6 protein-coding genes and 1 pseudogene are annotated in these 13,482 nt (G+C 44.3%); 4 read left to right on the top strand and 3 right to left on the bottom strand.

The genetic code is table 11. The features are described 5' to 3' along the window. Positions 1–51 precede the first annotated feature (51 nt). On the bottom strand, positions 52–1,233 hold the full coding sequence (locus tag IWT5_RS03620) for a zinc-ribbon domain-containing protein (protein ID WP_089108584.1): 1,182 nt from the start codon (positions 1,231–1,233) through the stop codon (positions 52–54). A gap of 236 nt (positions 1,234–1,469) precedes the next feature. Here IWT5_RS03620 and IWT5_RS03615 point away from each other — a divergent pair, with 236 nt between their 5' ends. After that, positions 1,470–2,030, top strand: a complete 561-nt coding sequence (locus tag IWT5_RS03615; RefSeq protein WP_089108583.1) for a TIGR01440 family protein — start codon at positions 1,470–1,472, stop codon at positions 2,028–2,030. 61 nt (positions 2,031–2,091) lie between these two features. Here IWT5_RS03615 and IWT5_RS12185 read toward each other — a convergent pair whose 3' ends face one another. Next, positions 2,092–2,229: a hypothetical protein gene (locus IWT5_RS12185; protein ID WP_159459280.1), complete on the bottom strand. Its 138-nt coding sequence runs from the start codon at positions 2,227–2,229 to the stop codon at positions 2,092–2,094. Between the two features lie 180 nt (positions 2,230–2,409). Between IWT5_RS12185 and IWT5_RS03610 the strand changes: the two are divergent. The 3 genes and pseudogenes from IWT5_RS03610 (at position 2,410) to IWT5_RS03600 (ending at position 7,004) form a co-directional block, all read left to right on the top strand. Continuing rightward, positions 2,410–4,143, top strand: a pseudogene (locus IWT5_RS03610) (ABC transporter ATP-binding protein). Continuing rightward, positions 4,143–6,035: an ABC transporter ATP-binding protein gene (locus tag IWT5_RS03605; RefSeq protein ID WP_089108582.1), complete on the top strand. Its 1,893-nt coding sequence runs from the start codon at positions 4,143–4,145 to the stop codon at positions 6,033–6,035. The pseudogene IWT5_RS03610 and the gene IWT5_RS03605 overlap by 1 nt, the downstream one beginning before the upstream one ends. A gap of 9 nt (positions 6,036–6,044) precedes the next feature. Continuing rightward, positions 6,045–7,004, top strand: coding sequence for a hypothetical protein (locus tag IWT5_RS03600; RefSeq protein ID WP_089108581.1), 960 nt, complete (start codon positions 6,045–6,047; stop codon positions 7,002–7,004). Between the two features lie 104 nt (positions 7,005–7,108). Here IWT5_RS03600 and IWT5_RS03595 read toward each other — a convergent pair whose 3' ends face one another. After that, on the bottom strand, positions 7,109–13,300 hold the full coding sequence (locus tag IWT5_RS03595) for an MBG domain-containing protein (RefSeq protein WP_089108580.1): 6,192 nt from the start codon (positions 13,298–13,300) through the stop codon (positions 7,109–7,111). Positions 13,301–13,482: the final 182 nt, after the last annotated feature.

The raw sequence follows: 13,482 nt of genomic DNA, 5'->3' as shown, positions 1-13,482 counted from the left end.
GTGCCAAAACAATCGTCTTGGCACCTTAATGAAACCTAATTAAACTTCGATTTAATCGTCTGCATGCCAGTGCAGCTTTAATTGACACTGTACTAACTGGCCATTTTCATAACGGTAAGGTTCAACATCGGTTTTCCCGTCATCATGGTCAAACTTAATGTTCCAATAGTTGCCCTTATGATAAACAACTTCCCAGTTACCGCTTAAATCATTATCGTTCGTATCTTCGCCTTCATAGGTACCATCATCGTTAAATTCCCAGGTGCCAGCACTGCTGCGCCAATCACCAATTAAAATATCATCATCGGTATTATCGTTGCGCAGTGAAGTATCATACGAATAGTCCGTAGCACCGCTATTATCATCATTGCTATCGCTGGTCTGATCACTATTATTGTTCTGCTGAGCAGGTGCCTGATCAGACGAATCCTGATCTGCCTTCACCTTAACGCTGATCGTGTTATCTAACTGCTGGTAAATGTTAGTTGCCGGCAGAAGCTTGGTAACGCTTTGAGTGCTGCCAGACACGTTACCAGCGATCTGCATGGTATAGCGTCCAGGAAGCATATCATCAACCGTATAGCCCCCGCTGACCGGTTTAACAGAGACTGAATCACCGTTGTTAGTTATCGTGGCATCCTTAACGTTTGTTTTGATGGTTAAATGATATTCCTTGGCTTGCAGCACATAGCGGGTAAACAAGAAGTGGTGACCCGCTTCCACCAGTTCAAACGGTGCCTTACTGGTATCCATCGACTTAACTGCTTGTTTAATGGTTTCCCTAGCATTTGAGTCACTTTCGTAGAGGCTCTGAAGCGGTTTAACAGCATCATCATCGACTTTTTGGCCGTTATCGTCAACTAAGGCATCCGCGATGTCATCATCATCCGTTGAGGTCACTTCGGTGGCTAATCGACTTGCTTGATTGCCCTTGCTGTAGTACCATGAACCACCAACAAAGCACAGCACTAACAAGAGCACGATGCCAAAGAGAATCCAGGGCCACCGTTTGCGGTGCTTACGCCCTGCCACTCGTTTAGCCTTCACCGTTGCTCTAGGATGCCCCTGTTCTGCCGTGGTATCAGTTGCTAACGATGGTTTAACTGATGCTGTTTCTGACTGCGCGTGGCTGGTTCGAAAAGTCTTCAAATCAAAACCGCACTTACCGCAAAATTCATCTGTTGCAGCAATTTCCGCGCCGCAATTGGGACAGTATTTAAGTTCTTCTGCCATGATTGGAATTCCCCCAAGGATTTAATGATTACTTATAGATTATCTCACAATAATAATGTACCATATATTTCTAACCAGCGACCGCGCAAAATCGGATTGACCAGCCGTTTGATCGTTTTTAAAGAAACCTACTATTATTTACTCGCCTTACCAAAGCAGGCTGATTGTAATTCGGCCTTTATGAAGGTATGATGAACAAGTAACTTTACATATGGATTGAAAGGAGTAATACGATCATGACTTCAGATGACATTAAGACCTCATTAACAACTGCCCTCAATGAATACTTTGACCAAGTGACCCTGCCAGAAAATGGCCTGTTTGTCCTTGGTTTCAGTTCAAGTGAGGTAATGGGTTCGTGGATGGGGCAAAACTCCAATCAAGAGATTGGCGATACCGTGATCAACACGTTGCTGCCAATTCTAAAAGCACACCATCTTAATCTAGCGGTTCAGGGCTGTCAGCACATCAATCGAGCACTGTTACTCGAACGGGAGGCGGCTGATCGCCGCGGTTACGAAATCGTCTCCGTGGTACCGCAGCTTCACGCAGGCGGTGCGGGTCAGGTAGCCGCTTATAAAGCCTTCAAAGACCCCGTTGAAGTTGAACGGATCGTCGCGGATGGCGGCATGGATATCGGTGATACCCAAATCGGCATGCATGTGCGTTGGGTTCAGATTCCAGTTAAAACTTCTGTTAAAGAAATTGGTGCTGCTCATACCACGTTCTTGACGTCACGGCCAAAACTCATTGGCGGGCCAAGAGCCGTTTATGATATGCCAGCTGACCAACGTTAATTTATCTATCTATTAAGGTAAGTTCAAAACGGGCATCCTCGCATGAGGGTGCCCGTTTTAGCTACTTTTCATGTGCCTGATAACTCACATGGTAGGATTCAATGCCATGTTCTTCAAAGGCAGCTTCCAAAATATGCGCAAACTCGTTGATATCAACCGATTGAGGTAAATGAATCACTACGTCGTTTTCATTTGTCATTATCAGTGCCCCCTGCTTTTCGTTACCCTCATTATACGAACATACGTTCCAAATTACAACTTAAATCTGACAATCAATCAACGATAGCTTGAATAAGATTTTTTACGTGTGTTTTCGTCAAATAGGTGTACAATAGTTGGTTGCACATGCTTATTTTTGACACATGAAAGGAGATTTGCAATGCTTAAAATTGCCAAAGGTCGTGTCTCCTATCTAGCCGTTTTCGGCGCGATTATATTCATGACCATCCAGGTTATTGCTAACCTGAACCTGCCCAGTTTAACCTCTGATATTGTTAACAACGGGGTTGCCACGGGTAACGTCAGCTACATTTGGAAAGTCGGTATGAAGATGATTGGGTTCTCATTACTCAGCATCATTGCCGCTATCTGTAACGTTCTGCTGGCTTCAACAACGTCACAAAAACTCGGCCAAAACTTACGGAGCGATATTTACCGCAAAGTGATGAACTTTTCGACTGATGAATACGATCAAATTGAAACTTCTTCATTAATAACCCGGACCACCAACGATGTGGTTCAAATCCAAAACGTGGCCATCATGATGTTAAGAATGATGATCATGGCACCAATTATGTTAGTTGGGGCGAGCTTTTTAGCCTACTCAAAGGATCATACGCTGACATCAGTGTTTCTCGTTTCTCTGCCCCTGCTGGCTATTTTCATGGGAATCATGCTGAAGTATGCCATGCCAATGTTTCAAGCGATGCAGACTAAAACTGACCGCATCAACCGGATCTTTCGGGAAGGGTTAACCGGCGTTCGGGTCATTCGGGCCTTCCGGCAAGACCAATTCGAACAGGACCGCTTCGAAGACGCTAACGTCGACTATACGCAAAACGCTATCAACGTTAACACCCTGCTAGCGTTAGCTTTTCCTGTCATGACACTGATCATGAGTGGGACAAACGTTGCCATTATTTTATTTGGTGCCCGCTTGATCGGTAACCAGGCCATGCAAGTCGGTAATTTAATTGCCTTCATGACTTATGCCATGCAGATTTTGATGTCCTTCATGATGCTCTCTATGGTCTTGATCTTTATTCCACGGGCGCAAGCCTCTGCTAAACGGATTCAGCAGGTCTTTGATTTGAAATCGACGATGAAAGTTGCTGAAAAACCTCAAGACCTGCCCGTTGAAGCTGATCACAGTTTGGAATTCGACCACGTTTCTTACCGTTACCGTAACGCTGAAAAGTCAGCCTTAACCGACATCGACTTCAGTGCTAAGAGCGGCCAAACAGTTGCCATTATTGGTGGAACCGGCTCAGGTAAAACAACGTTGATCAACTTGATTCCACGTTTTTATGATATTGAAAAGGGTCAAATCAAAATTGACGGAATCGATACGACACAGCTTTCACCGGAAAAATTACGGGATGCCGTTTCGTTAGTACCGCAAAAAGCGACCCTGTTCTCTGGTACACTGCGAGAAAACATGACCTATGGTAAACCAGATGCCACTGACGATGAAATTTGGCACGCGTTGGAAATTGCCCGCGCGCGTCAGTTCGTCGAAGAGGATCCAGCCGGCCTTGATATGATTGTTGAACAAGGCGGCGGTAACTTCTCTGGTGGTCAACGGCAACGGTTAGCCATCGCCCGTGCGTTAGTTAAGCAAGCCGCTATTTACGTGTTTGACGATTCCTTCTCAGCACTGGACTTCAAAACCGACGCTGACTTGCGAGCCGAATTACGCCAAGATAAGCACATTCAAAAGAGTATCACCGTCATTGTGGCACAACGAATCGCCACTGTGGCAGATGCCGACTTAATCCTTGTCCTTGATAACGGTTAGTTAGTCGGTAAAGGTACCCATGATGAACTCCGAAAGACCAATGAAGTTTATCAGGAAATTATCAAGTCACAAATCAGAGAGGGGGACGCTGAATAATGGCTGATTCTAAATCTAAACAATCAACCCGTCCTACCCACGTTGGTGGCGGCCACGGTTCAGGTCATGGTCACGGCGGCCTCGTCGAAAAACCGAAAAACTTTTGGGGCACGACACGCCGGTTAATGAGCTACATGTCTGACCGCGTTTGGGGCCTGATCCTCGTCATGATCTTTGCCATTACCAGTGTTGTCTTCCAAATCCGGACGCCTAAGATTTTAGGCCAGGCAACCACTGAGATTTTCGCCGGCGTCATGAAGGGACAGTCCCAACAAAAAGCCGGGTTTGAAATCTCTCACCTGCCAATTAATTACGATAAAATCATCCACATCATCATTATTGTGGGACTCATGTACATGACTGCTGCCGTTTTCAGTTTCCTCCAGCAGTGGATCATGACGTTAATTTCGCAAAAAACGGTCTATAAATTACGCCGTCGCATGAAAGAAAAAATGCGCGTCGTGCCAATCCGTTATTATGACACTCATAGCAATGGAGATATTATGAGTCGAGCGGTCAATGATATGGATAATATCGCTAACACGCTGCAACAAAGTCTGACTCAAGCGGTAACCTCCACGGTAACCTTTATCGGAACACTGTGGATGATGCTCACAATCAGTTGGAAACTAACGCTGATCGCCTTAGTCACCATTCCACTCAGTCTGATCATTGTCGGCATCATTGCACCAAAGTCACAAAAGTTCTTCGCGACCCAGCAAAAGAGTTTAGGCCTGATGAACGACCAGGTGGAAGAAAACTATTCTGGCCAACAGGTTTTGAAGAGTTTCAACAAGGAAAAAGACACCATCGACTCCTTCGAGAAACAAAACAACGTCTACTATCAGTCAGCTTGGAAAGCCCAATTTATTTCGGGTATTATCATGCCTTTGATGATGTTTCTGAATAACATTGGCTACGTCTTCGTTGCTATCATCGGTGGTATCTCAGTCGCCAACGGTAACATTACCCTTGGTAACGTGCAGGCCTTCCTGCAATACACCAACCAATTCTCACAACCCATTTCACAACTGGCTAACTTGATGAACACCATTCAATCCACCATTGCTTCAGCAGAGCGGGTCTTCGACGTGCTTGATCAAGAAGAAATGAAGGATACCTCGAATGATTCACCCGTTAAGCCAACGGACAATCTGTTGGAAATGGATCACGTGCAGTTTGGCTACCAAAACAGCGAAATGTTGATGAGGGATTATAATCTCACGGTTAAACCGGGGCAACAAGTCGCCATCGTTGGTCCGACTGGTGCAGGTAAAACGACCATCATCAACCTGCTTGAACGCTTTTACGACGTTAAAGGCGGCGCTATCTTACTGAACGGCCAAGATACGCGCAACATGGACCGTGAAGAACTGCGGTCACACTTCGCCATGGTATTGCAAGATACCTGGCTATTCACCGGCAGTATTTTCGATAACATTAAATACGGCCGTGAAGACGCCACTAAAGAAGAAGTTATTGCGGCCGCAAAAGCCGCTCATGTGGACGAATTTGTTCGCAAGTTGCCAGATGGTTACGACACCGTGCTGAACGAAGACGCCTCCAACATTTCTCAAGGACAGCGTCAATTAGTCACCATTGCCAGAGCGTTCGTTGCCGATCCCGAAATTCTCATTTTGGATGAAGCCACCAGTTCCGTTGATACTCGGACTGAGGTTCAGATTCAACACGCCATGAGCTTACTGCTGAAGGACCGGACCAGCTTCGTGGTGGCCCACCGGCTTTCCACGATTCAAAACGCTGATAACATCATTGTGATGAATCACGGTTCGATTGTTGAAACGGGGACTCATGAAGGCTTGCTCAAAAAGGGCGGGTTTTATGCTGACCTGTACAACAGTCAATTTACTGAAGGCATCTCATTTAGTTAGGAGGACGTTATGAATAGAAAATTCCGTTTAATTTTATCCGCTGCCCTGCTTAGCGTCGTACTAGTGGGATGCGGTAAAGCCACACTATCAGTAGACCATAAAAGTTACGCTCCTAGTGGGATGACAGCCGTTATCAAGGGACACAGTAATCAAAAAAAGGTTCAATACCGCATCAATAATGGGTCGCAAAAGAAGCAGGCAGTTAAAGATGGCGGCTATGCCATCACCTTGCCCGCGAAGCCTTACAAACAGACGGTTAAACTGAATGCCGGCGGCCGTAAAGCTTCTGTAGTGGTCAAAAAAAGCCCGGCAATCATGAGCTACGCCAAATTCACTGCTGCTTATAATCAGGCTTTGATGGGCTCAGTCTTATCCAAAAAGGATCAGGCTGCTGCGATGAAACTGCAAAAACAAGGCGCCCAACTGCAACAGCAAAGTGCCAAGTTGAAGGCTGACTCAAAGGCCGCTCAGGCTAAGTTAAAAGCCGGCGATCTATCAGCTCAGGCAACCCTTGCATCACTGGCTCAGCAAGGCGCCAAGCTACAAGCTCAGGGCGCGCAATTAAAGCAAACTCAGGCTAAGCTGGCACCCGCATTCGCGAAGGCTAAACAGCAAGTAGCTGACGATACCATTACCGCTAAAGCCCGCACTGGGGTTTATAACCTCAAGAAAACAGCCACCGCTACGGTTCGTGGTAACGTTGATAAGGGTCAGCTCATTGGTGCCACGCTAATGGTGCCAACATCATCATTGAAGTCCAAAAAAGCAGCGGGAACCTTTATGAAGGAACTCGCTGTGCTAACTGGCAGTGTTGGTGCTGATACTAATACCGTGTTAAAGGGATTTGCTAACAAAGCAAACAAAAAGAACAGTAACCAGACTACGACCAGTACCATTCGGTCAAATGGTATTGATTTTGACCTCGGTTATTCGAAAACCACCCTTTACATTTACGTCACGCATCATTAAATCAGTAGACAGTAAGAGGTGCCATACCGGTATTCAATCGGTATGGCACCTATTTTTGCGTATCCGCCGTATTGCCATTTTCATGGCGTCAAACGGCTATCAAATTACTTCTCGTCTTCGCGTTTCTTGAATCCAAATAGGCTCAGCAAGCTCATGAGACTAAGGCCAAGCAATGCCCAAACGCTGGTATTTTGCTCATTGGTTTGTGGCAATGTTGTAGCTTTAGCAGTGTTAGCATTCTGGTTGCTTTGTGTTCGGCCGGCTACCACAGTACCGCTTTGTTGGCTAAAACCAGTTTGAGTTCCGCCGTTAGCTTCACTTGAACCGCGACCAACTGTGTTCTCGCTGGAACCAGTCGAAATCCGATGACTATTGTTACCATCACCAGAAACGGTATTGTGATCAGCGCCACCAGTGGTAATTGTATTATTATCCGAATCACCAGTAGGTGTCTCGTTGTTATTGTCGGTTGGCTCGCCTGTACCTTCATCAGTTGATCCACTAGGAACATCCGTAGTTGGCCCGCCGTTATTTGGCACTACAGGAACAGTAACACTAACTTTAATTGGTGTAGTTGGATCTTCTGGAATCTCAACATCACCATCCGTACCGTTTAAGATATACCCATTTGGCACGTTACCAGAAACGTTAAACCGGTTACCTGGGTTACCTACGACGGTTGTCGTACCAACCACCTTTCCATTTGGTGTGACGAAGTTAACCGTATACGGGTTGGCTGAAGGCATATTATCCGTTGGCACTTCACCCTTGGTCCAAACTTGAATGCCATCTGCATCTTGACCGGCTGGTGTCGTGACGTTGAAGATAATTGGTTTACTATCACCCGGCACATCAGTCTTAGTAATCGTGATATTGCCAGTCTTACCTGGAGTTGGGACATATCCGTTTGGTAAGTGTGGTGTAATATCGAGATTATTGCCTGGATTGCCTACTATGGTTGTCTTACCGATCACATCACCATTTGGTGTGACAAAGTTAACCGTGTATTGGTTAGTAGATGGCACATCCGTTGTCACTTCACCTTTGATCCAAACTTGCTTACCGTCAGCATCTTTGCCAGCTGGTGTCGTGACATTAACCGTAATCGGCTTAGTTGGATCAGTACCCTTTGGAATGTTGACGTATACCTTATCATGACCTGGCGTTGGTACATAGCCAGCTGGGATATTTGGTGTGACGTCAACTGTATTATCAACACCTGGGTTTGCCGGAACCGTGGTTTTACCGACCACATCGCCATTTGGTGTGACAAAGTTAACTGTGTAACCGTTGGCATATGGGACATCCGTTGTCACTTTATCGACTTCGACACTTTCCACGTGACCTAATTCCACAATGTAAGTTGGAACTTTACCGTACTGTGTAAAAGTCTTAGGAGCGCCCGCTAAACCGTTATTACCACCCTTATTTGTTGATGATATATAACCTTGTGGTGTGTAACCCTGATTAATCAGTTCTTGTTCCTTAGCAAAGGCACTGCTGTAATCAATATTACCATCTGAGAAACCAGAGATAACGATGGCAGAACCTAAATCCGCTCCAGTATCATCAACAAATTGAACCTTAATGGATTGAGCATCTGGGGTGTATTCAACATAACCCTTATCCCCAGTTTTAGCACTTGGGCCATCCACGGTAATCGTGCCATCTGGATTGACGGTTGCTGGCACAGTGTTCTTATCCTTCGTATAACCTGGTAAATCTGGAACAGGAACTTGAACATGGTTATCAACCGTACCAGATACACCCGTCACGGTTTGATTGCCCTTGTTACTTGGCACCTGAACATTAGCCGTGACAGTATTTGGCTTGTAGGTGACAGTTACCACCGTATCCTTTAAATCATCAGCATTCGTAGCACCCGCAAAGAATGCAGGAACCTCGGTTGCATTTTTACCATTAATAGTGGCCGTGTAGCCATCAATAGATTGAATGGCAACAGCTGGAGCTGGAACTTTATCAGCGGTTGCAACCGTTTCACCCGTCACCTTATCAGTTGACGTATGCCAAGTAATAGTTTGAGTAACCGTTTTTGGCGCTTGTGGAACTGAATCGGCACCAGGATTATCAATGACGTAGTTAATTACTCGACTAGTGGTCTTAGTCCCATGGTCAACGATATGAGTTAAATGAACAGTGATGTTATCAGTATCATCAGGGGTAATGTGGTAAGAAACTATATTTGCCTGATTCTTTGCCAATTCATAATTAGCAGGCACTACGACTGTATAATCTCCTGTTTTATCTGTGACACCTTCAATCGCATCTGTATCGATACTCTTACCAGTGACATCATCGACATAGGTCACTTTAGCAGAATTGTTATCTGCCTTGTAAGTAACCGTTATTGAAGTACCAGTTGATGTACCAATACCCGTAATGGAAGTTGTGCTTGGTGTATAACCAGGGATAGTCGGAATACCAGTAAAGGTATAAGGTTCATCCGTGGTAGTCGTAATGGTCTTATTTTCAGGTGTCTTAGTTGCTGGCAAACCTGTAAAGGTGATAGTGGTAGTAGATTGATCTGGGGTATAAGTGACCGTCACAGTACTATCTTTGATATCGCTAGTTTTGATCGCACCTGGATATTCAGCATTGACAGTTGTTTTGCTAGGCGTATAGCCTGCAATATTAGGCGTGTTTACAGCAGCATATCCTGCTTGTGCTGTTGCATAGGAAGTCCCGGTGACTTTATCAGTGACCGTATTCCAAGTAATCGTTTGTGACTTTGGTTGCGGTGTCTTACTAGAATCGCCGCCATTAATCACATAGTTAACCGTCTGCGTACTGGTAACCTTACCAGATTCATCAGTAACTAACTGATGCTTCAAATGAATAGTAAGGTTATCGCTATCATCCGCAGTCAAAGTAACCGTAGTTGGCAATGCATCGGTGCTTGCTGCAATATAGTTCTCGGGGATAGTCACTTGTGAAGACAATACATCTCCAATGTAGCCATTCAAAGTAGAACCAGTATCAGGAACCACGCTGCCATTGTTATCATCATCAACATAAGTGACAGTAGCAGTTGCTTTTTGGTTATACACTACCTTGACTGAAGAATAAACACTGAGTGGCGTTGCTTGATCAAACGTAATTTGAGGTGTAACACCAAATCCAATGACGGATCCAATTTCACCCATATTTAACAGAAGAGCTAATCCTTCACCGGCATCAGAACCACCTAATTCAGCAGCAGTAATTGTTGTAGTTGAAGCTGGCTTACTACTGTCTAAGTAAGTGGTAGTTTGGGTGATTGTATTATCGGCCTTATTAACAACTAATGTAGCTTGTTTGATTCCAGTAGTATTTTGCGCATTGTCGACGTAGTTAAAGGTAATGGTGTTTAACTGACTCGTTGGGTAATCTGTTCCAAGACCTGCATCGGCACCAGCTACTGTTTGATTCGTACCTAAGCTGACAGTTTGTGGGTCTTTAAGCTGCTTTCCTGCCGTATCTTTAACTGTCACAATTATATTCCGAGCTGTCACATTTAATTTACCTACACCATTAATCTGGTTATCAAACAGACAGCCTGGATTGGCAGCCGCTAAGTTAGCTAATCCTTGATTTGAAAGCAAAACATCATAACTGCCAACTTGATTTTTAATATTAGATAAATCTAAGTCGCCATCACTGGAACCAACTGTATAAGTGTTGTTTCCCGTACTTGTCCAGTTACTTGGTGCTGCTAAGCCGCTAGGCAACGTCACCGTGTAGCTAGTTGGTGTGGCTGCGCCCCAGGTAATCGTTTGGTCGCTTACTTTCGCTTGATTAGTTGTAGTGTTAATAACCTGTTTGTATTTTGCAGTATAAGTTGCTCCTGGAAGAAAAGTTTCGCCATCCTTCAGAGAAGTAGCAGTGCTGGCCTTAAAGCTTTGCTCAGTTGGAATGCTCGATTCATCAAGGGAGTACTTAGTACCATTAGTAGCAGTAATTGTTAGCGGTAAGATTGAGGATGGATTATACGTATCACCAACTTTTCCTTGTGTGGTAACAGCCGTTCCAATAACTGTTCCTGATTCATCCGTTAGGTTATAAGTATCTTCAACTGGGTAGTGAACGATTGTGAAATGACCTGCCCATTGCGTATTTCTTGAACCGTCTGTATTTACAGCATACGAGCTTGCCAAAGTTACAGCATTATCCAATCCCAAAGCAGTAGCCACTGGTTGAATACTAGGATATGCTCCCCCATAACTTAATTTGTATTTGCCACCAGTTAATTTAGTATCGTCGGTAGCATACAGGATAGCTGCATCATTTTCATCCTCCAAATCACCATAACCAACTGTTGTCACATCTTTTACATCAGGATCAACCATAATGTTAACCTTAAACGAATCACCTGTGTGACCAACTGTATTGACGTCTCCCCATTGAACAGCAAAAGCTTGCCGATTTTTATAGTTATCTAACTGTGTCACTTTAAAGTCAGAGTAATAATTTGTACCGTTATTATCTAAAGCTGGTTTGACCTGATTCTCAAAGCTTTGAGCAGGATTCGTAGATTTCGTATAGGTCGTAACTGTTTTTCCATTCACCGTAGCCGTTGATGCATCTGCAATCGTCATACCTGCCGGTACAATCACAATATCGGTAAAGTTTTGATAATCATTGCCTTGGTCAGCAGAAAAGAAATTCAAAGTTAGCTGAACTCCCTGACCATCGCCCAGAACTTTCCCGTCCATTGACCTTGGGAAACCGCCACCGAAGTTAGATATATAACGTGTCACGCTAGGATTAGTTGCTACTACCGAAATTTGTCCAGGCTTGATATTAGTTGTTGCTAATTGTCGATCTGGATTGGCACTATTTAAATTAGCAAGTGCCGTAGCTGTTAAATTAACTGTGTAATTACCTATTGTGGTCTTATCAACCGAATTAGTATCAAAATAGTTAATTGGGACATTATAAACTTTATCATCCTGGCCAGTATTATCATAACCAGAAGTCCAATCGGATGGGACTACTTCTTCGCGAGAAATGGATACCGTCAATGTTGTTGGTAAAGAAGCATTCGTTGTTATCTTTGCAACTCCAATGCTTAATTTGGTGTTGCTTTCGATTTTAAAGATTCCTGGTGTAACATGATCAGCGGTAATATTATAGTTTGTATTCACCGTATTCAACTTTTGAAGAGCACTCTCGGTTAAGTCAACTAAGTAACTGCCCGCCTCTTGACTATCAATATTAGCCTCAATATCACCAGAAGCTACAGTAACGGTATAAGTGCCATCGCTATTCGCCGTCCAATCAGTTGGTGCAATTAACCCGTCGCCAAGTTTAACGTTGTAGCTAGTTGGATCTGTTGAGGCATCGTTATCGTACAGCTTTGAAGTATCCTGAATCGTTACCGAACCAGTTGTTACTGGTGCTTTACTAATCGTTAATTTGCCTGCAGTAACATCCGCAGCAGTCAATACCAAGTTCTTATCCTGATTAGCTTTAACGGCATTTATCCGAGCTAAACCAGTGGCGCTTAGCGTAATGACATTGTCATCAGTACCAGCGTTTTGATTAATGTTAGATAAATCGATATCGCCAGAAGCTGCGGCGACCTGATATTCGTCCTTATTACCAGTTACAAACCAGCCAGTGGGTGCCGTTAAATTATCAGATAATTTAACGTTAAAGGTTGCTGGTGTATCGGTTTTATTGTCATACGTCTTCGTTGCATCTTCCACTGTTGCACTAACAGTTTCCACCGGATCCGCCGCAGTTGCCGGCTCTCCTTCAGCGCCAGAAACCGCTGTGATAACCTGTGCTTTACCAGTCTGCGCATAAGCTTGCGCTGCAGCAGCTTTTGCTTGATCAATGGTACTTTGATCAGTCACGTCACCTAAATTAGTTGTTTGGACATTAGCGGTGGCTGTTTCAGTTTGCGTATCGCTGGTTGCAGGTGTCTTGGCATCAGTTGAGGATTGGTCAGCTGTTGGTTGTACCTCGGATTGTCCTGTCGTTTCAGCGGTATCCGCAACCGCTTTCATTTCGGTTGCAGAGTCCTGTGCTTGTGTTTTACTGCCAAGCACAACGTTTTGGTCTTGTAAATTAGTTGGTGTAGTAGCCTTCTGAGCTGTTTCTTCCGTTACAGCCGCATGTACATCTACATGATCCCCAAACGTAAGACCGGCACCTAGTGAAATCGTGAATAGACCGGCAAAAAGCCATATTTTCCCAACCTTATACATCTTATAATGTTCTTTGACTTGAGCACTATCTTGTAGGACCTTTTTATGTTCCTTTTGTATATCTTGCATAACTTGCTTGTTCATCTTATTGCCCCCCAGCAAAATTCAATTCTATCTCCCAGCATCCCCCTTCACGAGATGCTGACAAAGGCAGTTAACGTCATTAAATAATTTCCAAGTTAACATAACCATTAACTAACCAGTGTTCGCCCTAAGTATAACAATTTATGCTTTAAAAAAACAGTAATAAACAGACTTTTCCTTAC

The organism is Secundilactobacillus mixtipabuli (genome assembly GCF_002217925.1).
Lineage (GTDB): Bacteria > Bacillota > Bacilli > Lactobacillales > Lactobacillaceae > Secundilactobacillus > Secundilactobacillus mixtipabuli.
Note: the sequence above shows the minus strand (reverse complement) of the source record. Positions and strands in the feature narration are given on the sequence as shown.